Annotated in this window: 17 protein-coding genes; 2 read left to right on the top strand and 15 right to left on the bottom strand. The window is 45.8% G+C overall.

All coding sequences use genetic code 11. The features are described 5' to 3' along the window. Positions 1–141 precede the first annotated feature (141 nt). From porN to EIP89_RS01025, 9 genes are all read right to left on the bottom strand, one after another. Entirely contained in the window at positions 142–969 is an 828-nt protein-coding gene (gene porN / locus EIP89_RS01065; RefSeq protein WP_124396813.1) for a type IX secretion system ring subunit PorN/GldN, read from the bottom strand. A 3-nt stretch (positions 970–972) separates the two neighbouring features. Further along, complete coding sequence (porM, locus tag EIP89_RS01060; protein WP_124396812.1) at positions 973–2,514, bottom strand: type IX secretion system motor protein PorM/GldM; 1,542 nt, start codon at positions 2,512–2,514, stop codon at positions 973–975. A 36-nt stretch (positions 2,515–2,550) separates the two neighbouring features. Further along, positions 2,551–3,222 (bottom strand): type IX secretion system motor protein PorL/GldL, encoded by a 672-nt coding sequence (gene porL, locus EIP89_RS01055; protein ID WP_124396811.1) that lies wholly within the window; start codon positions 3,220–3,222, stop codon positions 2,551–2,553. Between the two features lie 43 nt (positions 3,223–3,265). Further along, positions 3,266–4,687 (bottom strand): T9SS ring complex lipoprotein PorK/GldK, encoded by a 1,422-nt coding sequence (porK, locus tag EIP89_RS01050; RefSeq protein WP_124396810.1) that lies wholly within the window; start codon positions 4,685–4,687, stop codon positions 3,266–3,268. Positions 4,688–4,772: 85 nt separating this feature from the next. Continuing rightward, positions 4,773–5,720 carry a PorP/SprF family type IX secretion system membrane protein gene (locus EIP89_RS01045; protein ID WP_124396809.1) on the bottom strand — a complete coding sequence of 316 codons (948 nt, stop codon included), beginning with the start codon at positions 5,718–5,720 and terminating at the stop codon, positions 4,773–4,775. 88 nt (positions 5,721–5,808) lie between these two features. After that, positions 5,809–6,993 (bottom strand): formimidoylglutamase, encoded by a 1,185-nt coding sequence (locus EIP89_RS01040; protein WP_124396808.1) that lies wholly within the window; start codon positions 6,991–6,993, stop codon positions 5,809–5,811. A 12-nt stretch (positions 6,994–7,005) separates the two neighbouring features. Further along, positions 7,006–9,303, bottom strand: a complete 2,298-nt coding sequence (gene topA, locus EIP89_RS01035; RefSeq protein ID WP_124396807.1) for a type I DNA topoisomerase — start codon at positions 9,301–9,303, stop codon at positions 7,006–7,008. 77 nt (positions 9,304–9,380) lie between these two features. Next, positions 9,381–9,821: an NfeD family protein gene (locus EIP89_RS01030; protein WP_124396806.1), complete on the bottom strand. Its 441-nt coding sequence runs from the start codon at positions 9,819–9,821 to the stop codon at positions 9,381–9,383. A gap of 12 nt (positions 9,822–9,833) precedes the next feature. Continuing rightward, the gene (locus tag EIP89_RS01025; protein WP_124396805.1) at positions 9,834–11,324 is read right to left on the bottom strand and encodes a right-handed parallel beta-helix repeat-containing protein; all 1,491 of its coding nucleotides are present in this window, start codon (positions 11,322–11,324) and stop codon (positions 9,834–9,836) included. Positions 11,325–11,410: 86 nt separating this feature from the next. On the opposite strand from EIP89_RS01025, the gene EIP89_RS01020 reads away from it, so the two are divergent. After that, entirely contained in the window at positions 11,411–11,662 is a 252-nt protein-coding gene (locus EIP89_RS01020) for a type B 50S ribosomal protein L31 (RefSeq protein WP_124396804.1), read from the top strand. Positions 11,663–11,701: 39 nt separating this feature from the next. Here the strand turns inward: EIP89_RS01020 and EIP89_RS01015 are convergent, their stop codons facing one another. Both EIP89_RS01015 and EIP89_RS01010 read right to left on the bottom strand, forming a co-directional pair. Beyond that, positions 11,702–12,541: a mechanosensitive ion channel family protein gene (locus tag EIP89_RS01015; protein WP_124396803.1), complete on the bottom strand. Its 840-nt coding sequence runs from the start codon at positions 12,539–12,541 to the stop codon at positions 11,702–11,704. A 57-nt stretch (positions 12,542–12,598) separates the two neighbouring features. Next, positions 12,599–13,156 carry a 1-acyl-sn-glycerol-3-phosphate acyltransferase gene (locus EIP89_RS01010; protein ID WP_124396802.1) on the bottom strand — a complete coding sequence of 186 codons (558 nt, stop codon included), beginning with the start codon at positions 13,154–13,156 and terminating at the stop codon, positions 12,599–12,601. A 123-nt stretch (positions 13,157–13,279) separates the two neighbouring features. Between EIP89_RS01010 and recG the strand changes: the two genes are divergently transcribed. Further along, complete coding sequence (gene recG / locus EIP89_RS01005; protein ID WP_124396801.1) at positions 13,280–15,388, top strand: ATP-dependent DNA helicase RecG; 2,109 nt, start codon at positions 13,280–13,282, stop codon at positions 15,386–15,388. A gap of 73 nt (positions 15,389–15,461) precedes the next feature. Here the strand turns inward: recG and paaA are convergent, their stop codons facing one another. From paaA to EIP89_RS00985, 4 genes are all read right to left on the bottom strand, one after another. Further along, positions 15,462–16,409: a 1,2-phenylacetyl-CoA epoxidase subunit PaaA gene (paaA, locus tag EIP89_RS01000; RefSeq protein ID WP_124396800.1), complete on the bottom strand. Its 948-nt coding sequence runs from the start codon at positions 16,407–16,409 to the stop codon at positions 15,462–15,464. Between the two features lie 100 nt (positions 16,410–16,509). Further along, a complete protein-coding gene (gene ligA, locus EIP89_RS00995) occupies positions 16,510–18,537 on the bottom strand; it encodes an NAD-dependent DNA ligase LigA (protein WP_124396799.1) in 2,028 nt (675 codons plus the stop codon). Positions 18,538–19,397: 860 nt separating this feature from the next. After that, complete coding sequence (locus tag EIP89_RS00990) at positions 19,398–20,504, bottom strand: PorP/SprF family type IX secretion system membrane protein (protein ID WP_124396798.1); 1,107 nt, start codon at positions 20,502–20,504, stop codon at positions 19,398–19,400. 9 nt (positions 20,505–20,513) lie between these two features. After that, positions 20,514–24,484 (bottom strand): PKD domain-containing protein (locus EIP89_RS00985; protein ID WP_124396797.1); only part of this gene is annotated, 3,971 nt, incomplete at its 5' end.

The following is a 24,484-nucleotide window of genomic DNA, read 5'->3' as shown; positions in this document are numbered from 1 at the left end:
GAAATAATAAACAGGAACAGGTGTATATATCTAAACATTGAACCGTTTTGACTGCAAAGGTAGATTTTTTGTTTTAATAAACCGTTACCAAACAAAAAAGCCGTGGAATGACCACGGCATAATTACATTCAATTAAGAATCTTAAAACTCCCACAAATCGTTTTCAAAGTTTCTTAATTTCTCTCTTATCTGCTGTCCTTCAAGCAATTGCTCAAGTGTTGATTTTCTTTTATAATCAGCGATTGAGCGGTCATACACGTTTTCTTCCTTGTATATCACAGATGTAAAAAATCTGAGGTGAAAAACTTGGTCAAACGTGAGACGTTGCATGTTGTTTCCCCGATTGAAGGCAGTATTGGTAGCCAATGCATACCTGGCATCGGGAAACCATACCCAGAATAATGGATAAATGTCTTTTGTCCTTGGGTTTTTAACTACCGGTGCAATGGCTATAATTCTGTTTTTTAATTCACCACGCTGTTTATCAAAAAACCAATCTGATTTGATGTAGTAAGCAATTACATCTTTACTCTTAATTTCAATGGTATCAATCAGATCAATTTTTGAAGGGTCATCTGGGTTAAAGATGGTGTCAATAGTCTTAACATATCGGCTTACTTCTTCAGCAGTGTATGGGATTTCAAATCGATCGTCACCAAATACATCTACTATTGTAGCCTCCTTTAAAATTCCATCTATCAATACATTGAACAGCGACTTTCTGTCAGGTAATGGAGTTTCAGGGTAATAAAGATGGAAGTTTGCTTTTTCCTTGAGATCAATTCGCTCCCAATGACGTGTGCTCCACATAAGATCCGCCTCTCTCAAATAAGGATATTCAAAAACCTTATTGTTGTTGTGAAAGCGAGTAGCTGCAGGGATGATACCGTCGTCCTGCGGGGTTAGCACCTGAGCACTGAGGGTAATTACAGATGCAAGAGATACAACAAGGAAAATTCTATTTTTCATGTTTTACTGAATATCGATAGATATCGGAGAAATGTTAGTTACCTGAAAATCTTTTGGTCCGATAGCACGGATATTGCGAACGGTAATGCTCGAACCTGGCTTAAGAGTTTCAATCTTTTTGCGCGTAGCGTCGTCAAATCTGTCACCTCTAATCTGCTGAGGCGGAAAACCGGGTACAACGACCTCAAACGATACAACTTTCAATGAAAGGTCAAACACAAAGTCTTCAAAAACAGCTTGTATTTCAGCATTTTTAACTGCATTTGCTGAGAAAAGCCCCCCCTTGCGGTTGTAAATCATTCCAGAAGCCTGAGGTAAACCTTTGATTCGGAATTTTTTCTCTCCGGCTTTTCTTACTCCTTCTTCTGTCTTCACAAAAACTTCATACGTAGCTGTCGTTCCCTCAAGTTTGGTAATATCTACTGTGTAAGTACCGTCAGATTTTTTTGTCAATCCAGGACCCTTGACTTCTACTTTCGAAGGATCAACTCCTGGCACACCTACCTCCAACGGGTTATCCACACCGCGATAGAGCACATTCATCGCTGTAGGTGAAATAACTACGGACGAGGGAGCTACGGTGTACTTTTGAGTAGGTATTTCGTACTCTTTTTCTTCACCATTTTGACGAATGACAATCTTTCCGGAATAAGACTTCTCACCGACTGTTGAAGCATTAACACGGTATTTTGCAATGCCATTGTTGATCATTGAGGGGTCTAACTTCTGACCGTTGATGTAAACTTCGGGCTTTTGAGTAGCATCAAAAGCTGCGAGAAAAATTTCTGCTTCATAAGTTTCTCCCTGAGTTATGTATAGTGCATTAGGCTTTACAACAGCATATACATCTGAAAATTTAAGGTCCGCTTTTCCTATGTTACTTTGGAGGTGAGAAATAATATCGGCCTCTGCATTGCGTACATTGGCCTGAATACCAGTGAGAAATGGAAGTACAGCCGCTAGAGGATAGTGTTCGAATGTAGCATTTTCCCACTCGATTTGAATGTCGCCAACCTTCTGCTTACCTGTGTTGAAATTGGCATCGAGCATAGAAACCAAAGAGGGATTGTCAGACACATAAGTCTTCATTTCCTCTCTGAATTTCTCAAGCTTTGATTTCAGCTCTTTCGCCTTTCCGGCGCCACCAACTGATGGGTCATTAAGAAGGTAATTAGCTACTTTTTCTCTATTGTCAAGCCCTTTGGGCTTTCCAGACTTTTCATCGATACCACCTGTTATCTCAATGAGCTCTTTTTTAAGGCTTTCGATAAAATTATACAACTCGGTTGATTTCTCCTTCACTTCATAGGCCATATCTCTCCATTTTCCAGCCTTTTCTGGATTTTCAGACGCTGCTTTGTCAAACGCATCGTATAAAAAACCGAGTTTTTTCTCAACTGTCATCACAGTAGAGGCCAGATCTTCATTGAGTTTTGTAAGAGCATCAAGTATGTCTTTTGATATATTCAGTGCCAGAAGTGCCGTGAGCACTAAATACATCATATTGATCATTCGTTGCCGTGGACTAAGTTTACCTTGTGCCATTTTTCGTTCTTAATAAAAGAATTTGATTTTGGGTTATTATCTGCTAACTCCCATTGCTGAAAGCATACCACCGTATACTTTGTTGAGAGCTGCCATATTGGTCACAAGCTCGTTTAGCTCATGTGAAAGTTTTTCAGTGTTTTCAATGCTGTTGCCTAGCTTTTCTATAAGTGCGTTTTGGAGTTCCATTTGGCTGGCAGTGCCTTCAAGCTGAACAGCGTACAAAGCGTTTAGGCTTTCCATATGCTTAGCAGCTAATGTGATTTGCTCATTATAACGCTGTGTGCCGGCAGCAGCATCAATTGTTTCGTTGAGCTTAGAAGCAGCATCGCCAAATTTTCTGAGTCCTTCCCCTAAGCTACGGATGAGTTCTTCGTCAATATTAGCCTCTTTGAGCATCATGTCGAGCTCTTGTGTTACACTTGATGACTGCTGAACCAGTGCGTTTGAATTTTTGGAATCTAGATCTTCGACACCTGCGAGTTCGGGATACACAAGTGTCCAGTCATATTCGGGAGCAGGTTTTTCGAATGCTGAAAAAAAGAAGATAACAGCTTCGGTAGATAGACCAGCGATAAGCATGATGTCAGCACCTGGCCAGTGCAGAATTTTAAACATTGCTCCTAAGATTACAACGGCTGCACCAAAACCGTATAGTTTAGCCAAGAAGTTTTTGAACTTTTTACCATTTACATCGATGAGTGGCATGTTTGATTTAGATTAGAGTTAAACAATAGAATTGACTTTTTGATTAGAAATCTTTAATATCTCTACCGAGGAACGACTGAACGCAGCGGAATCCCACATACGATTTTGCTGTATCCTGATATTCAAAGTCGCGTGTACTTACCTGCAGGTAGTAGGCCACGTCTTTCCAAGAACCTCCGCGGATAACCTTGCGCTTTAAAGTCTCGTCGTCGCGATCGCTGGCATTGTACTGAAAATCAGGGCTTATATCGCTCACATAGTAATAGGAAGCAGCATCGAAAGCTGTTGAAGTCCATTCAGCCACATTTCCGGCCATATTATATAAATTGTAACCATTAGGATTGTATGCAGTCACTTTTACCGGGTAGAATCCACCATCAGCTGTCAGGTTACCACGCATGGGCTTGAAGTTAGCCAAATAACAACCTGATGAATTAATGGCATAAGGACCACCCCAAGGATAGGTCATATTGTTGATGCCGCCTCTAGCAGCATACTCCCATTCGGCTTCAGTGGGCAGGCGGAATTCCTTTTCCTTTGATTCGCCAATTGAAACAAGATAATCATTTCTATACTTTGTTCTCCAGTTACAGAAGGCACGAGCTTGTTTCCAAGTAATTCCCACTACCGGGTAGTCGTCATATGCTGGATGATAGAAATAATCGTCGTGCATGTGTTCGTTAAAAGAGTAAGCAAAATCGTGAATCCAGCAAAGGGTATCGGGATATACATTGATTATTGACTGCTCAAAGAAAGAAGACCTGTCTGATTCTTCTTTTGTGTCTTTTATATAGTCTCGATATGAGAATTTTCTGCCATCGTTGTCATCATCAAAGTAGTCAAAGATTACTCTGTTTGATTTCTGAGCAGCTTTTTGCTTGTTAATCCAGAAAAAGACGTAATTGAGCTGACGTGCATCAATGATTCGCTCACCCATAAAACGCTCTTCAGGTGGCAAGTACATTGATTCTATAATCTGTGTGTACTCTTCACTTGGATATTTACGCGGATCCCAGATCAATTTTGGCTCCCAATTCAAGGTTCGCTTCATTGAGTCAGGATAGTTGGCGTTCATGTATTCGTCGAAGAAAGTCGGCCTTTTCACATTGTCAGGTGATATAAACTCATAACCAGGAACATCTTCATTTTCAGCAAGTCTATACCTTAAAATCGAATCACGAACCCACTCAACAAATTGCCGATACTCGTTATTTGTTATTTCGGTCTGATCCATCCAGAAAGCAGGTACTGAAACTGTTTTTGTTGGGCTGATTTGTGCATAAGGCACATCTTGATCAGAATTACCCATGTTAAACGAACCTTGTCTGATGAAGACCATTCCATAAGGCTCTGAAGGATACCATCTTGGTCTATCTTTTACGCCTACGAGCTCACCGTGGTCTGAACTCCTACAAGAGCTCAGTACAACACCAGCCAAAAACAGCCATGAGGCAACTCTTGTCATATTGTGATTTATTTGACGATTGTATTGAGGATTTTTAGTCATTCGCTTTAACGATGATTTCGGGTATTTATTTCAGGCCGCTATATTACAAAAATCTGACGTTTCTATAACTTCCAATTTCTCTTGGAGGAATGGTGATTTTGAAGCAATATCTCAAGAAGATTTCGTGGCTTCCGGAAGAGACTCTTCGAATCGATGATGTAGTGAGGTCATATGAGTATCCAACAGCCAGCGAAGGCAACACTTGTGCACCGGCAATGAGCGCAAGCGCATCGACAAATCTGTATGACAAACCTCCCCAAAATTTCTCGTTGTAATAGGCCATTACATTAAGATCAGCCTGAAGTTTAGTAAAATCATATTTTATAAAGGTGCCTGGCACCAAAACCCAGTTAGTGCCTTCCAGAGGAAAATTGTATCCAAAATTTCCCAAAAGTGTGCGACGACCTCTAAACTTCACCACACCACCAGTGCCGTTTTGAAGGTCGGTTTCTGCTTCGAGCAGCCGGGTGGAGGCAATACCAGCGCTGAACTTAGTACCTTCGTAGTGCACACCAAAAGCAAAATCGGGCGAAAGGCCGCTTGAGGCCGGTGCACCGATCGATCCATCACTTACCCAGAGATTGCCGCTCGGAGTAATCCAGTCAGCATTTCCGATGGATTTGTTAATCAAATCTATCCGTACCCCTATACCCAATCTACCTTCAGCGCGCTCGATGTGATATGAATAGGATAGTCCAAAATTTATATCGTCAAAAAAACCGATTTGATCTCTGTAAAGTCTCAGACCCAACCCTCCATGTAAAAAATTGATTGGTGACTCAATTACACCGCTCAATGTTACAGGTGCACCATCGAAACCAACCCATTGACTTCTATTAAATACTGTAGCACAAATGGCGGGTGACATTCCGGTATGAGCAGGGTTATAAAAGGTACGATTGAACATGAATTGCGTAAACTGAATCTCCTGCTGGGCAAACGTGATTTTTGTAAGGAAAAAAACAAAAAATAGGACTGAAAATTTCTTCATGTACCCAAATTATGTAATCGCTTTAAGTTTTGGCTAATTTATGACTTTTTTAATTTTCCAAAAGGGAAATTTTAATTTTCCGTTTTTTTCATGAAATCAGCGCATTTTTTTGCATGGCTTTCCACCATCGCAGTGGTATTTCCTGGTTCACGGCATTGTTGTAATCTTCTTCATCACAGGGTATCAAAAGGTGTCTTTCGATATTCTTATCCATCGGATTGTTTAAGGGAATTTCCATCCACCATCTACCTGTTTTTGGATTTTTGTAAAAAACAATTTGATGGTCTCCGTCTTCAATGATCACTGTAAATTTTAAAAAGTCTTTTTTCGAACACATCGGATAATCACCTTTTCTCAAAAAATACCCTTCAATGAAATACCAAAGCATTTGTGCAGCTAAAATGGCTGATATAGCGTGATGATCGAAAGCTGGATTGTATCCAAACAATCCAATAGCTGATAACTTGTCGCTCAAACCGGCATAACGCATGATAGAACAAGCCTCATCACCGGTAAAGCCATTGGGTTGCACTTGTGCATGCCCCGGATTATCAGCCGCTTTCACACTAATCATGTCAAAAGAAACAATATCGGCATTTCGAATGAGAGGTTCTATGCGTTTTATCGGCCTTACATCGCCCAATCGGTGATAGTCAAAATACATCTTTTCCATCAGCTGTACCTCGTCAGGACTTACCAAATAGCTCTGGTAGCCGATGTTGGTAAAGTTATTTAGGAGAAATGGTTGGTTTAATACAATGTGACTCAGATAATTTTGGTCGTTTACCTCTTTGGTGTGATTACCAAGATCGAAGAAAGTATCTACAGCGCTGATGTTTACGAATTGCTCAGCTTTTTGAAAGCTTCTGTATAAAGGGTATAACAAATCGTTTGAGCCCCCTACAACTATGGGTATAATCTGTCGTAAAATCAACTCTTCACATACATACTGCAATGCAGCATGTGTATCAGAAAGATTATAACCCTTTTGGAGATTGCCGAGATCAACAATTACATCTGTATTCCAATCGCCTGGAAAGAGCTTGTAAAATTGGTAGCGAATTTTATCGACACCCGAAGCGCTTCCCTTGTTATGCTGCGATCCTCTATCTTCTGGCGCACCGATGATTGCTAGCTTTGCGTTTTCTAAGTCGGGTAAGCCTTCGAACTCACTGTGATAACGGATCAAACTACCAAGCCGTGCAGGCAGCTGTTCTCTCACTTCATCTACACAGTACTCGGGCACAGGATAGAGCAGCTCTTTCAATTCCATGAAATAAGGTGGTTATTGTTTAGCTTTTTGAGCTTCAATGATTTGAAGGCATTGTTCGAGTGTTAGTTCTTGTGGGTTAGTGCTTTTGGGAATTTTGTAATTGTTCTTGCCTTGTTTGATGTAAGGTCCGTAACGGCCTTTTAGCACTTGAATTTCAGGAGTCACGCCATCGAATTTTTGAATGATTCCCGAATCGGCTGACTTTCGTTTCTCTTCAATCAGTTCAATGGCACGCTCGAGTGTGACGGTAAGTGGGCTGTCTCCCAGGTTGGGATTTAAGGAAATAAAAGAATCGCCATATCGGATGTACGGTCCATACTTACCTACAGCAGCGACGATTTCTTTGCCTTTATATTCGCCTACTTTGCGCGGCAATTCAAAGAGCTTTAAGGCTTCATCGAGCGTTATGGTTTCGATGGATTGATTCTTCAACAGGCTGGCAAATTGTGGCTTCTCGCTGTCTGTATTCTCGCCAATTTGAATCATAGGTCCATAGCGACCTATTTTGGCATAAACAATTTTACCAGTTTTTGGGTCGGTACCTAGAACGCGCTCGCCTGTTACTTTTTCTTTTTTCTCTGACGCTTCCTCTACCGTGGGGTGGAAATGGTTGTAAAAGTTTCGGATCATTTCCACCCAATCTTTTTGGCCACGAGCTATTTCGTCAAATTCTTCTTCGACCTGAGCAGTAAATTGATAATCCAGAATTTCATTGAAGTTTTCAACCAAAAAATCTGTGACCAAAAAGCCGATGTCGGTAGGCAAGAGTTTGTTTTTCTCAGCTCCGGTTACTTCAGTTTCAGTTTTTTCTTTAATGGAACCGTCTTCCCAGGTTAAAATTTTGTATTCTCTAATTTTACCTTCTAAAACGGGTTTATGAACGTACCCCCTTTTGATAATGGTAGCAATAGTAGGGGCATAGGTCGATGGACGACCGATGCCAAGCTCCTCGAGTTTCTTGACGAGGGAAGCTTCTGTGTAGCGAGGCGGATGCTTGGTAAATCGCTGTGTGGCTTGTATTTCGAGTGCTTTTACGGCATCACCTATTTGCACATTTGGCAAGAGGGCTGAATCTTCATCGGTCTCCTCTTCATCTGTGCCTTCGATGTAGAGTTTCAAAAAGCCATCAAAGCGTATAACTTCACCTTTTGCCTGAAAAAGGAGTCCATCGCCGGGTGCATTTAAGGAAATGATTGTTCTATCGATCTGTGCATCTGCCATTTGTGAGGCTACGGCCCGCTTCCAGATGAGTTCGTATAACTTTTTCTGTTGGGCATCGCTGCCGGCTACTTTTTTGTCGAAATACGTAGGGCGTATGGCTTCATGTGCCTCCTGAGCACCTTTCGATTTGGTAGTGTATCGTCGAAGTTTGGAGTATTCTTCCCCGAACTCAGCTTTAATTTGGCTTTGAATAGCAGCTAGAGCCTCTTCGCTCAGGTTTACACTATCGGTGCGCATATACGTAATGAACCCGTCTTCGTAGAGTTTTTGAGCAAGGGTCATGGTTTGCGATACGGAAAAACCGAGCTTTCGCGAGGCCTCTTGTTGAAGAGTAGATGTTGTAAACGGAGGCGCTGGCGAGCGCGTAGCCGACTTTTTTTCTACATTGACAATCTCAAAGGGAAATCCCGTAACTTTTTTAAGAAAATCAAGGGCTTGATCCTCTGTATCGAAGCGCTGATTGAGTTCAGCTTTAAAGGTTTTGCCATCAGCACTTTGGAAGATTGCAACTACTCGAAAGTAGGAAGTGGATTGAAATTGATGAATTTCGCGTTCGCGCTCTACGATAAGTCGAACTGCCACCGACTGCACTCTGCCCGCACTGAGTCCACTTTTGATTTTTTTCCATAGCACAGGTGACATTTCGAAGCCCACCAAGCGGTCTAGAATACGTCGCGCCTGTTGTGCGTTTACTAAATTAAGGTCAATTTTTCGGGGATTTTTTATGGAATTTTCGATGGCAGTTTTTGTAATCTCATGAAAAACAATGCGATTGGTTTTCATGGGATCGAGCTTCAGCGTTTCGGCCAAATGCCAAGATATTGCTTCTCCCTCGCGGTCTTCATCGCTAGCCAACCATACAGTTTCGGCTTCTTGGGCTAATTTTTTTAATTTATTGACAATCTCTTTTTTATCGGGAGATATGACGTACTTGGGCTTAAAATTGTTCTCAACATCTACACTCAATCCCTTGGTATCCAGATCTCTGATATGGCCATACGAACTCTCTACTTTGTAATCTTTTCCTAAAAATTTTTCAATGGTTTTTGCCTTTGCAGGCGACTCTACTATGAGTAAATTTTTTGCCATCGGCGGGTAATTTGCTGCAAATTACGTTCAACTACACCATCTAAACCAAAGGATTACTGATAGAATATTCGCCTTAATCACACTTTTTTCACTTTTAACACGATGCTTTCGTATCCTACAATTTTGACGTGATCTCCCTTGAATACAGATGTTGAAGAGTCAGCCAAAACAGCCTTCCAACTTACGCCATCGAGTTTTACATAACCTTCGGGTTGAACGGTATTGATGTCTGTTTCGGCCACAGCTGTGCGACCAATCATAGCCTCTGCATTGGTTTTCAACTGCTTGCCATTGTACATTTTCTTCGCTAATGGTCGCAGATAAATAACTGTGATGATTGAAACTGCAGAAAAAATCAACCAACTGATTTCAGTAGGAGTTCCTAAATAAGAAAAGACCGCCGTAATAAAGCATCCTACAGCCAATGCTGCTGCAAAAAAAGCAGGCGTAAAAATTTCAAGAATCAGTAGCAAAATGCCTGCGATAATCCACCATTGTGTGCCAGTGATGTAATCCATACTTCAAAATTTTTACTGTTGATAGTATTCATAGGCTCCAATGTCGGGCAGTCCTCCATTAGAGCGAAATCGACCTCGTATATCCAAAGGTATGGCAATGGCATCGTTGAAAAAAGCTTGATCAATGACAGGGCTAATTGAATCAATCGAGTAGTTGTTGCTCGGAATATCTCTAAATCTCGGATTGAGATTAAACTTACAATCTTGGAAAAACAAGGGATTGGAAATATCAAATCCCCTTTTTGTTGAGTCATTATCCACTTTGATCAGAGAATTTCTGAAAAAATATGAAAACGTCCCATTGCTCGATGCTGGAGCTCTGTACAGTCCAAGCTCTTGATTGTTTGCACCATATATAATACAGCTCGAAAAATCTGCCTTAAGAATATCGCGCACCTGAATGCGCCGATCGGGGTCTTCAAAAAAGTTGGTGATGGCTACAGCTGGGGTTCCACGTGCACTTTGATTCCAATAATTGGCAAAGGTGGTAAATGTAAAACTGTAGCGACCGCCCAGGGCATAAAAGCAATACAATCCACAGTTTGCCACCACTGTACTTTGAATTTCAGCACTGCCAAACCCTCCAAGTATGCCTACCCGAGAGAAATTAAAAATCCTCGTGTTTTTAATAAAAGTATTTGAATTGGGCGAATCAAGGCTGTCGAGCACAATGCCAATAGTGCCATTTTTAATCAAAGCATTTTGAATCACGTTGTTTTTACTGCCTCCCATTAAGAAAATTCCCCCCAAAGCTCCACCCCATTGCCCGGGAATTTCTTTGTAGAAGGGCTCTAGTCGGTCGCCTTGAAAAATAACGGGATTTTCATACGAACCTGTATTCTGTGGATCAACGAGCAACGTTCCACCATTATACACCCAAATTCCGCTTCCGGAGTGAAAATGCAATTTAGTGCCGGGTAGTATGGTAAGTGTACAAAGACTATCTACCACCCAATACCCATAGATAACATGTGGCTTGTCATTTGGCAAAGTTGTGTTGCAAGGAGCCACAGAGTAGGGAATGCCAAGGCCTGGAATGTATCTGTTCGGAAAGTGAAAATAAGCATCGTTAACAAGACTGACCAGGTGCACATGGCGCACCCTGCCTCCTGACCGAAACTCAATGCTATCTACATATAAAAGCTCAAGGCTGTTAGACAGTGGCGTGATTTCTACAAATATGTAAATGCTGTCGCGAGGACCGATTTCTACATTTTCGACACTTCGGCCGCTAATGCCATTGACATTCAGCCGGTACCATGACTGCTCACCACGTGCCAGTGCGACAGATTCGATGCGTATACCTTCGTTCGAGGTGTTGAAAACCTTCAGTATTCGCGTAGAGGAATTTAATCCGGTAAAAACTGTATCGAGATATAAAGTATCGGCCGAAAATCGCAAATCAAGTCGTGTAGATGTAAATTCAAATTCTTTTCGACAAGACAGAAGTGTGATGACAAGCAACGAAAGTGTAAAAAGTGTTAAAGCTCTTAGACGAATCATTTAGTTCAGAAAATCAGTTGCAAAATAACAAGCGATTTGCCTACTTTTGCAGGCCATTTTCTAAAAGCTTTTTAATCGACATAAAAATGAAAGAAAATATTCATCCGAAAAATTACCGTACAGTGGTGATGAAAGATATGGGCACTGGTGACTATGTGATCACTAAGAGCTGTGCTGAAACTAAAGATACAATTACCATTGACGGCGTAGAATATCCCTTGGTGAAGATGGAAATTTCTTCGTTTTCTCACCCTTACTTCACAGGAAAGATGAAGATCGTAGATACCACAGGTCGTGTAGATAAGTTTCGCAATAAGTACGCAAAATTTCAAAAATAAGAACTTTACTTTTACAAAAGGGGGCTTAAGCCCCCTTTTTTATTTCTGCTGAATGTGCACATCGAGCTGCGGAAATGGAATCGAAATTCCCCGGCGATAGAATTCTTTATACAAGTTTTCCAATAAATCAAAATACGCAGGCCAATATTTGTCCGTATCAACCCAAACGCGAATAATAAATACGATAGCGCTGTCGGCCATACGAAGTAACCTGACCAACGGATCAGGCTCATTGTGAAAGCGTTCATCACTTTTGATTATCTCTGTGATGGTTTGCTTTACAAAATCAATATCACTGCCATAGGCAACAGAAACTTCAAGGTCAAGCCGACGGATAGGATTACGTGTTATGTTGGTCAGACTCGAATTAGCCAATTGCCCGTTGGGTATTACGATCCGGCGATTATCGAAGGTGTGGAGTATCGTATGAAATATTTGAATTTCCTTTACTGTTCCAGCAAAGCCGAGTGCATCAATCACTTCCCCCACTTTAAAAGGTTTTAGCAAAAGAATGATTACCCCTCCAGCTAAATTCGACAAACTTCCCTGCAAGGCCAGACCCACAGCCAGACCAGCCGCACCAAGCACTGCTACAAAAGAGGTGGTCTGAATACCCAAAATTCCAACAACTGCGATGAAAAGCGCAACCTTCAAGACAATGTCGATAATGGTAAGTAAAAACGGGCGAAGAGTTTCATCGACACTGGAGCGTATCATGATCCGCTCAACGGTCTTTACCAGTCGCTTAACCAACCATAGACCAATGATGAGTACGACAAGCGCCTTTAACAGGATCAAGCCGTATTCCACGGCTAATTGTATGTATTTATTGAGTTCAAGATTTTGTTTAAGTGACGAGATGTTTGTGATTTCTTCCATAGACATACGATTTATTGATGACAAAAATTTTAAAGATTGTAAACAAGAACCAAAAAATTAAAAAATTTTCTCGTTGTATAGCTCCGGATACTTGCCTTTTATGTTTTTGTACTGTTCCTGAATTTTTGACATGTCCTTTTCAAAAACCCCACTGGGCTTTAGCACACCCAATACCCCGGCAGTTTTTTTCTCATAATCGGCAAAGCCGAGAGTGATGTTGACACCTGCCTTCATGGCTATGTGATAAAATCCTGTTTTCCAGCGATCAACACGCTTTCGCGTTCCTTCAGCAGGCACCAATATCACCATTTTTGGATTTTTCTTCAGTAGTTCGGCCGCATATTCCACGAGATTGTTTTTCAATCTGCTGCGATCTACGCCAATAGCCCCGGTCCACTTGAAAAACCAGCCCAGGGGCGACTTGGTGTAACTGTCCTTAATGAAGTACTTAAATGGAATTCGCATCTTCCAGAAAGCAAACAAAGCAATCGGAAAATCCCAGTTAGAGGTATGTGGGGCTGCCACCATTACCGTTCCGGGAATCATTGACAGGTCACTCACCTGCAGTTTCCATCCAAACAGTCTGAAGAAGAGAGAAGCCACTAGATACCTCATCGAATTTGTTATTTTTGGTGAAAATAAGAAAAATTAAAAGAATTTGTTCGTTTTTGATGAATTAGCTGAACTCTTTCTACCAATCTCAGTACAGATAGTTGATTTTTGCAAAAATGAACTTTTTTGAATTTTGAACTAGCACATACTCCTGTCGAATATATCAAAGGGGTGGGTCCGAAAAGGGGAGAATTGCTGAGAAAAGAATTGAATATTCACACCCTAAATGACCTGCTCCATCACTTCCCTTTCCGATATGTAGATCGCACGACATTTCACACTATTTCACAAATTAAATCCACCGAAATTGACATCCAGATCGTTGGAAAATTTAAATCCATACAAGAAACAAAAACCAAAAGCGGAAGACGCATCTTGACCGGGGTGTTTTACGACGATACAGGCAATGTAGAAGTTACATGGTTTCAGGGATTGAAGCTTTTAAAAGACTTCATAAAACTCGATACACCATACATTCTTTTCGGTAAACCTAATTACTTCAATGGCACATACAGCTTCATTCATCCGGAACTGGAAGAAAGACCTGGTGTTGGGCAACAGATGACCTCAAAATTACAACCAGTATATTCCACCACCGAAAAGCTTACCTCCGTAGGTTTGAACTCCAAGGGAATTTCCAAAATAATACAAAATGCTCTTGAACTGATCAAAGGCAAATGGCAAGAAGTATTGCCCTTCGACTTCATCGAAAAGCATCAATTGATATCGCGCGAAGACGCATTCTTTTACATCCACTTTCCGCAAAGCGAAGAACAACTTCAAAAGGCGCGTCAGAGATTGAAATTCGAAGAGCTTTTTTTCATTCAAATTTCAGTCGTATGGCAAAAGATGCTCGTCAGCCAAAACAACAAAGGCTTTATTTTCAAGGAAATACATAACCATTTGCGCACTTTTTACCATCAAAAGCTGCCTTATAAACTCACCAATGCTCAGATCAGAGTATTGCGCGAAATACGGGCTGATGTGACCAGTGGCAAACAAATGAACCGCCTCTTGCAAGGCGATGTGGGCAGCGGCAAGACCCTTGTGGCCCTTCAAGCTATGCTCATGGCAGTAGATGCTGGCTTCCAGGCTTGTATGATGGCTCCTACCGAAATTCTCGCTCAACAACACTACCAAACCATCGGCGAAATGCTGTATGGCCTGCCTGTTACTGTGAAACTTCTGACAGGGAGCACTAAGACAGCTGAGCGCCGGGAAATTCATCGGATGCTGAGCGATGGCTCACTGCACATCCTCATCGGTACACATGCGCTGATCGAAGATACAGTCGCCTTTAAAAATCTTGGGCTTGCAGTGATCGACGAGCAGCATCGATTCGGCGTAGAACAAAGGGGTAAACTTTGGAAAAAAAATACCAATCCCCCACATATCTTAGTAATGACCGCCACGCCGATACCGCGCACCCTGGCGATGACTCTGTACGGCGACCTGGAAGTTTCGGTAATCGACGAACTTCCGCCAGGCCGGAAGCCCGTGGCTACCTATCACGTAACTGAAGCGCATCGACTGCGCTTGTTTGGATTTATGAAAAGCGAAATCGCTAAAGGCCGACAGGTGTACGTGGTGTATCCGCTCATCGAAGAATCGGAGAAACTGGATCTATTGGCGCTTGAGCAGGGCATCGAAAGCCTTCAGCGGGCATTTCCTCTGCCCGATTACCAGTTCAGTGTTGTACACGGCCGAATGAGCCCTGAAGAAAAAGCCCATGAGATGGAACGATTTGTCAAGGGCATTTCAAACATCATGGTAGCTACTACAGTGATCGAAGTGGGCGTGAACGTGCCCAATGCTACAGTGATGGTCATCGAAAATGCTGAACGCTTCGGCCTATCGCAGCTTCACCAGTTGCGCGGCCGAGTAGGCCGGGGAGCCGAAAAATCGTATTGCATCCTGGTTACGGGCAACAAGCTATCATCGGATGCCAAAGTGCGAATTGATACGATGTGCCGAACCAACGACGGGTTTGAAATTGCCGAAATCGACCTTCAACTACGCGGTCCAGGCGACATCATGGGAACTCGACAGAGCGGATTGGTGAATATGAAGATTGCCAACCTGGCCACCGACCAACTCTTAGTACAAGTAACCCGCGATGCAGCCTTAGCGCTGTACAAAGACGATCCAAAACTCACTAAACCCGAACACCGCCCTACCCTGCTCTACTATCAGCACCTATACGCATCCAGCGCATCGTATGCGAAGATTAGCTAACGTAGAATTTTATAAATAAAAAATCCCGACTTATCGAAGAAGTCAGGATTTGATAGGGGTTTTCTTATTAAAATTACGCTTCTTGCATTTCCATGGCGCGCTTGCGAGCAAAGGCGGCAGCAGCTTCGCGCACCCAGCGGCCTTCTTCGTGAGCCTTACGACGGGCATCGAGTCGCTGCTTGTTGCACGGACCGTTGCCTGATATCACGTTGTAAAACTCTTCCCACTCGATGGGCCCAAAGTCGTAATGGCCGCGCTCCTCGTTCCACTTCAGGTGTGGATCGGGTATGGTGAGTCCGAGGTATTCAGCCTGTGGTACCGTTTTGTCGATAAACTCCTGGCGAAGTTCGTCATTAGATTTGCGCTTGATCTTCCACTTCATCGAGAGGGCACTGTTGGGAGAGTTGTCGTCAGAGGGCCCAAACATCATAAGAGAAGGCCACCACCATCGGTTGAGGGCATCTTGCGCCATCGCCTTTTGTTCGGGAGTACCGAAGGCCAGTGTCATCATGATTTCATATCCTTGACGCTGGTGAAAGCTCTCCTCCTTGCAAATGCGCACCATAGCCCTGGCATAAGGGCCATAACTTGTGCGGCAGAGCATCACCTGATTGGCAATGGCAGCACCGTCGACCAACCAACCGATTGCACCGATGTCAGCCCAGGTCAAAGTTGGATAGTTGAATATGCTGGAGTATTTCGCTTTTCCGCTGAGCAAGTCTTCGATGGTCTTTTCGCGCTTCACACCGAGAGTCTCTACGGCTGAGTAGAGATACAATCCATGACCAGCTTCATCTTGCACTTTTGCTAGCAAGGTGATTTTACGGCGAAGGGAAGGCGCACGAGTGATCCAATTGGCTTCGGGAAGCATACCCACCACCTCACTGTGAGCGTGCTGACTGATTTGGCGGATCAAAGTCTTGCGATAGGCCTCAGGCATCCAATCTTTGGGTTCTACCTTGTTTTCTCCATCCACATATTGCTGGAAGCGCTCCAGCATCTCTTTTTCTTCGTTAATCATTGTGGTAAAAGGTTATTTGGATGTAAATATACTATTGAATCATACTTTTAAAATCAAAAAAAGTTTTCAAATCAGCAAAAAAACACGGGTTTCCACCTTATTAGCGGCCTTCCAAAAATTCAAAAAACTCCTTTTCACTCATAATGCGCACATTGAGCTGTTGCGCCTTTTGCAACTTAGCAGGTCCCATATTATCGCCGGCGATGAGTAGGTCAGTCTTTCCGGTGATCCCACTGCCCACCTTAGCCCCGTGACTTTCGAGCAGTTCCTTAAGGTCATCGCGGCTTATGGTGTGAAAAACACCAGAAATCACCACCGTTAAGCCCTTCAGTTTATCAGACTTAGGTGCTGCTTCTACACCTGTTACAGCCATCTGCAGCCCGGCAGTGCGCAGGCGCTCCACAAGCAAGCGATTTTTCTCTTTCGAAAAGTATTCGATAATGCTTTCCGCGATTTTTTCTCCTACTTCGTCTATAGCCATTAGTTCGGCAACTGAAGCGGTCATGAGTCGATCGATGCTGCCTACGGCACGAGCCACTTTTTTGGCCACTGTTTCGCCTACATAGCGTATGCCGAGGGCAAATAGCACCCGCTCAAAGGGCTGCTGCTTGCTGCGCTCTATGCCCTCCAGCAAGTTAGCAACACTCTTTTCAGCCATGCGCTCGAGGGCGAGCAGTTGGTCTTTTTTGTCTTTAAGGGCGTAGAGGTCGGCCACATCGGCTATTAAGCCATTGCGGTAGAGCAGCTCCACTGTTTCACCGCCAAGACCTTCGATATCCATCGCTTTGCGGCTGACGAAGTGCTCGAGTCGGCCGATGATCTGGGGCGGACAACCCTCCCGGTTCGGACAGTAGTGCAGAGCTTCGCCCGGCTCGCGAATTAAGTCGGTGCCGCACTCCGGGCATTGAGTGATGTATTGATGTGGCTTTGAGTCGGCTGCCCGGGCTGTAAGATCCACACCTACCACTTTTGGGATGATCTCACCGCCTTTCTCCACGTACACGTAGTCGCCAATGCGAATGTCGAGCCGGGCGATCTGATCGGCATTGTGTAGTGAGGCGCGCTTCACTGTAGTGCCGGCCAAAAAGACCGGTTCAAGCTCAGCCACTGGCGTTATAGCTCCCGTGCGTCCTACCTGGTAAGTGATGTCGAGCAATCGTGTTCGCGCCTGTTCAGCCTTAAACTTGTACGCTATAGCCCAACGGGGCGACTTTGCTGTGAAGCCAAGCTCCTCTTGAAGGTGGTAATGATTAACCTTTATCACAACCCCATCGGTCTCAAAGGGCAGGTCGTGGCGGGCCACATCCCAATAGTATACAAAGTCCATTATCTCTTCCACGCTGTTGGCCAGTTGCACCATGCGCTTCTCAGGGTCGGGTATTTTAAAGCCCCATTCCCGGGCTTTCATCATCGATTCGAAGTGCGATGGAGCCACAGGGGGCTCGGCGATTACAAAATACATGTATGAATCCAGAGGCCTGCGTGCTACTTCGCTAGTGTCGAGCAACTTGAGAGTACCCGAGGCACAGTTGCGCGGATTGGCAAAGGGCTCAAGCCCCAGCTCGATACGTTCCTTGTTTAGCTTACGGAAGCCTTCTAAAGGCATGAAGACCTCACCCCGTATATAGAATTCTTTTGGATAGTCGCCTGACAGTCGAAGGGGTATGGATTTAATCGTGCGCACATTGGCCGTAATCACATCGCCCACAGTTCCATCGCCCCGCGTGAGCGCCTGTACCAGTTGACCATCGCGGTAATGCAAGCTGATGGCTGTTCCGTCGTACTTCAGCTCGCACACAAACTGGCATTTGCCGCCGGCCAGGCGTTCGGTGCGCGCTACATAGTCGCGCAACTCGCCCTCGCTGTAGGTATTGCCCAGCGAAAGCATAGGGTACTTGTGAGGCGCATTCTCAAAGCCCTCAAGCACCCCACCACCCACACGGCGTGTCGGACTGTTTTCGTCGGAAAACTGAGGATACTGCTCCTCGAGTTTTTCGAGCTCCTTCATCAGTTCGTCAAATTGTTGATCGCTGATCTCGGGCTTGTCGAGTATGTAATAGCAGTAGTTGTGGTGGTGTAGTTGTGCGCGAAGCTCTTCGATACGGGCCAAAGCCTCCAGTTCCGTCATACGTTTAAGGCTTAATCGTGCCCACAAACTTAGGATACACGGGCACCACTTTCGGTTAAAGAGCTTGAATTTTGGGTTTGATTTTTATTTGGGCGTGCCCCTCACCTCCTTCGCTACGCTCAGTCGTTCGGGTCGGCGTGCTGCGGGGTACGCTTTCGCTTCCGTGCTTCGGCTCTGCTTCGCTTCGCCTTCGCACCGCGCTATCGCGCGCCCTACGCATGCCTCACGCGGGGAAGGGGGATACAATTTTTACTCACATCCCCAGCACCTAGCGACGAAAACTCAGGGAAGCTTTTTCCGCATCTGCGACTCTTCAACGTACTGCGGACGCAAAGAGGGTGGAAATTCCGTAAAACTCTCAGAAATGCGCAGAAAAAGTTTTAGTTTTAGTTAAAGTTTGAGTTCAAAGTTTTTTAAAGCGGCTGCAGGCCGCTGCCGCGTGAGGGATAGTAGCGGATATGAGCCGCAGCGGGTGGGCTGCAGCACACTGGGAGCGGCTGGCTGGCCCGAAGGGCAGACAACGCACCCAGGCTGTGATGCGCCCACGTGCAAGGCGAATATGAGCGGATAGCCCGACCCAGGCGAAGGTGCCTTTCGGCCCCTTGCCTGGGCAAGCCCTACGGCGAAGGTGCCTTTCGGCCCCTTGCCTGGGCAAGCCCTACGGCGAAGGTGCCTTTCGGCCCCTTGCCTGGGCAAGCCCTACGGCGAAGGTGCCTCTCGGCCTCTTGCCTGGGCAAGCTCTACGGCGAAGGTGCCTTTTGGCCCAAGCCCTACGGCGAAGGCACCTTTTGGCCCCTTCGCCTGGGGCACGCCCAAAAAACTCAAAAAAAGAAAATGTAAAACCCTGAAAGAGCAGAACGCTACATGTGATAGCCGCTGAAGCCAAGCTTGCCGTAGAGGTCGTCATTGAGGTAAAAGCAGTCAGCCTTCTTGCGACGCGAACGGCGCAGAGACCCGGTGCACATGTTGTACCCCTTTAGTAAATAGCTGATGCCAAACTCATGTGTGCCGAAGGTGCGGTGTGGACCGAGGCTCGACATGGTGAGGTCGAAAGAATAGCTCAGGTAAAAGGGCTCCTTGCGGACGTGAATTTGGAAGACCCAGGAATCGACCCGGCGGGTGAGGGCGTAGATGCGCTCCGATCGGTAGCCGGCGCCGAGCATGTAGCCGAGGCCAAAGTCGCGGTAGGCCATAACGACGTTGGTCTGCATCTCGAGTTGGTAGTTGCCTATCCAGCCGAAGGAAAAATAGCGAGGTGTGTTGGTGTACTTCTCCGTCTGCCAATGGAAGAAGGCGTGGCCTGTGTAGCGCATAGGCAGGCGATTGTCGGTGAAGAAGAAGGATTCTACGGGCCGATTGATGTGCCAAAGGGCAAAGCCTGCCGACAGATATGAGCCGGCATCGCCGAGCTGCATGCGGGCACGGGTGCCGGCAGAAAGGTCGATGATGATGTTGGAGGCGACGTTCTGCGGCTGTACGAGCGATTGCGGGCGGACGAAGCCGAAGTAAATGTCGTACTGGTCGGTGAAGGTGAGCCTTTCCCAGTTGAGATAGCGCTGACCCACGCCAATGTTGAGGCCTGTGGACCAGATAAACTTCTTGTCGCGCAGCCAGCGCGGGCGAAGCCTTCGGCTCGAATAGGCGGGAATGTTCACGGATACGGCTGCGTTGATGCGGGTGTTTTGGAGGAAGCCTTCACCGCGCATGTCGTGCATGCCGGTGATGGAGTAGCCGAGCCGTGTGGCATTGCACCCGCCGTGAAGAGAGAAGGCATTGGTCAGAAAATAGGCTGGTATGCGAAGCCACTGTACGCGCGACTGCAGGTCGAAGGAGATGTCGCCCGAGTAGCCGGCATAGGCCGGGTTGATGTAGTTTTTGTTGAGCAACATTTGCGAGAAGACGGGGTCTTGTGCACGTATGCGGAGTGTAGCTGAGAGGAGCAGGAGTATGGGGAGTAGAGTTTTCATTCAGCGGAATTAGCGAATCAGTGTAACGGTGCCAAAGGTGAGTCGTTCGCCGTTTGGCATGAGCTTGCCTTCCCAGAGGGTATTGTCGTTGAAACGAGCGTGAATGGTCCAGACATAGGCGCCCATCGGAAGAATGTTTCCGGTGCCTTGGTGGCGGCCGTCCCAAGGTTCGTTGGGCGAGCCCTTGTCGTCGAGCGAGCGCGATTCGAAGATGAGGTTGCCCCACCCGTCGTAGATGCGCAGGTGGTATTCTTTGAGATTGTGGCCTTTGGGCAAGAAGACGTTGCCTTCGCCTACTTCGGTGAGGTCAGGTGCAAAGGCATTGGGCACGTCGAGCTGATGCTTCCAGAGCCAGATGCGCTTGCAGAGGGTGGAGTCGCAGCCAAGGGAGTTGGTGGCTTTCAGACAGATCTGTATGGAGTCGCGGCCGAGCAGCTGGACGTCGTACTGGTGGGTGCTGTCGTTGGAGGTAGTACCGTCGCCGAAGTCGATTTCGTAGTTAGTGAGCACTCCGCCTTCGAAGGTGTAGTTGACCAATCGGACGCGACGGAGCGATTCGAAGAGGATGTCGAAATTGACTTCCGGGCGGTGATAGGCATCGACAAAGCCGTTTTTGGTGACGCTGTCGATACAACCGGAGGCCATCTCAACCAAAAGCGTGACAGTGTATTTGCCGGCAATGGTGTAGGTGTGGGTAGGATTTGGGATGCCAGAGAGGGTGGTGCCGTCGCCGAAATTCCAATGCCAGTTTTTCACCGTATCGATGCCTACAGAGTAGATGGAGGCATCCTGGAAGTGGACAGTGAGAGGTACACAGCCCGCAGCAGAATCGGGAGTGAAGTCGGGGAAGACCCCATTGCCGATGATGATGGTGCGGTAGGCGGTATCGGTGCAGCCATAGCCATTGGTGGCGATTAGGCGTATTTGATATACGCCCGGCTGGCTGTAGGTGAAGGTAGGCTCATTGAGCACCGAAGTAAACTGACCGGGACTGTTGTTGAAATTAAAATCCCAGGAAAATCCAAAAGCACCCTGGCTTTGGTTGAGGAATTTATATGTCTGCGGGGTGCTGCAACTGTCGCCTGCGATCAGTTGCAGCACAAAAGCCGCTGTAGGCATGGGATAAACGTGTACGGGCTTTGTAATGCTATCGATACATCCCTGGTTGATCTGTTTAATCAGTGTGACGTTGTAAATGCCTGGTGCTGCATAGGTGTGTTGTGGATTGGGGGCTATGGACGTATTGCCGTCGCCAAACTTCCAGATGGTTTGAATTACACCGGCCGAATTGGTCGAATCAAAAAACTGAATGGGTTGATCGGTGAAGCATTTGTTTTGGGCGTAGAAGTTTATTGCTGATTTGCCAAAAACCGTCACCGGATAGCATACCGAATCGCCACAGCCTGTGTTGGACTGTATGTAGAGACACACGTTGTAGGTGCCTGCTTGATTGTACACCACATAGGGATTGATCTGCGTAGATGTTTGTCCGTTGCCAAAATTCCAGTTGTTTTGAACGATCTGACCTTGAGGGAAGATGGATGTATTGGTGAAAAAGACGGTATCGCCCACACAAACGTTGTTGTTGTATGTAAAATCCGCTATCGGACTTGGAAATACCTGTATCTGCGTCATGATGGTGTCATATCCGCAGCCGTTGTTGGCAAAGAGTGCAGCAGTATACGTGCCCGCAGTGGGATATGTATACGATGGATTTTGCGCTACGGATGTCTGCCCGTTGCACTGTTTGGTAATGGGATTGTAGTCAAAGCACCAACTGTGGAAGGAGGCACCGAAGGAGAGGTTCTGGAAATTCACGGTGAGCGGTTCGCAGCCGATGGCAGGCGCACTCTGGAAAAAGGCTTGAACAGTGTTAGGAGCTACTTTTACAGGCAAGACTTTGGTCGTGTCACCACAGGCGTTGTAGGCGCGAAGAGTGATGAAATAGGTAGTATCGGCCGAGGTGCCTGTGTATGTATAGGTAAAAGAGGGTTGCCCCCAGACTTTTATTGGGCCATTATTGGTTTGAATGATGGTGGGTGTGATGGAGGTTTTTTGGTTATTAAATCCAAAATCTATGGTCAGGGAATCAGCATTGGGCGGAATGAGGCCATCTAACTGGAGTGTAACTGTCAGGGGCGAACAGCCGGAGTCGGGCAAAATCTGAAAATCGGGAACTGGAATGGGAATCACCACGACGCTGTCGATGGCTGTTGAGATGCCACAACAGTTGCCCACGGTGAGCCGGACATAATAAGTGGTATCGGTATTGTTGTACGAAGGGGTGAGCAACGGGCCTTGTGTCAGATTTGGATTGCTGTCGGTGTAAAAGACAATTTCGTTGTTTTGAGGGCCTTTAACAAAGATCTCCCAATAGTAAAAATCAAGACGGCCGGAACTGGAATCGATAATTCCAACATTGACCGAGCCGCAAATGGAGTCATCACTCAGTGAAAACGTAGCTGTTGGAGGAGAAATGACGACAACGTTCTTAATAGCCGAGTCGATACAACCGTATTGGGAAATGACCCGAAGTTTAATCGGGAAAGTGCCGGTTTGAGTAAAAGTGTGAGATGGTTGGGATGTTGTGTAGTCAATAGTGCCGTTGTTCAGAATATCCCATTGATACGATAAAGATCCGCCGAGGACGGAATCAATGGTTGAAGTGCTGATTAAAGCGAAAGGTTGGCCGATGCAAACGGTATCCTGACCACAGGTCGATTGAGTGATAAAGCTGGCCACCGGATTTGGCCGTACGATGACAGGTTTTGTGGTAAAGTTGCTGCATCCGCGGCTATCTACAGCGATAAGAGTAACATTATATACTCCTGGTGCAGAATAGGTATACGTAGGATTCGCTGATCCGAAGAGGGTATCCCCATTGCCCAGAATCCAAATTCGCTGAAGGATGGTATCAACCGTCGTTGTCAGGTCAGTAAACTGCGTGGTAAAACCATGACAGGCTTCAGTGGAAGTAAAGTTCACATCAGGACGTGCAAAGACTTTTACAATTTGCTCTGTTGAATCCTTACAACCGGTAGCACTGGCCGTTATGACAAGCTTGATGGTGTACGTAGAGTCGGTCGTAAAGGAGGTGTTGGTGAGAGTAAATTGAGGATTTTTTATCGTAGAAGCCAATACTCCATTGATAAACCACTGGTGAGTAACCCCGGCAGAAGATGTGTCTGTAATCTGCACCGTAAGTGGATGACAACCCGCTGTATCCGACAGCACAAATCCGGGACTCGGATTCGGGATGGTGATAAAAAGCTGATCAGCTGTGTCGGTACCACAACCATAGAGTGACGTAGCGATGAGGCGAATCAAAACCGTATCGCCGTCGTTGGTCATAGTGTAGTTTACGGCATTGGGTCCGCCAAAATTGGTCAAAACCTGATTGTTTTTAATTACTTGCCAGGTGTATACACCATTAGCCTGGGGGTAAACAACGGCTTTGATGTTGGTGGAGTCAATGGTAAAAGGTGCACATGCAACAGTAATTCCTGTATCAACCTGAGCGATAGGACTTGGGCGTACAAGGATGTTTTTAGAGACCGAATCTACACACCCAAAGGCATTGGTCACCTTCAGCCATACGGTGTAGAGGCTGTCCTGTGTGCCGCTGTTGGTAAAGACGACCGGAGCCGGCAAGGAGTCTGTGGAGGTCTGCCCGTTGCCGAAGTTCCACTGATGAATCAGTTGTGGTACTCCGCTTTGGTTAGAGGTTGAGGTGCTTGTGAAGGTAACCGCTGTGCCGTCGCACACCGTATCGGCCGATGTGGTAAAGTCGGCCTTCGGCCTTGGATATACCCAGTACTGCTTGCTTGCACTGTCCACACAGCCATTGGTATCGGTAACTACCAGTTTGACGGTGTACACCACACTGTCATTGGTGGTCAGAGGTATGTCGAAGGTGGGGGCTGCGGTGTTTACCCCTGTCGATGGCACCGGCGGAGCGATGGTCCAGGTGTACTGCAGTC

Source organism: Thermaurantimonas aggregans (genome assembly GCF_003851885.1).
In the GTDB taxonomy this organism is placed as follows: domain Bacteria; phylum Bacteroidota; class Bacteroidia; order Flavobacteriales; family Schleiferiaceae; genus Thermaurantimonas; species Thermaurantimonas aggregans.
This window is presented reverse-complemented; position numbering and strand designations above follow the sequence as displayed.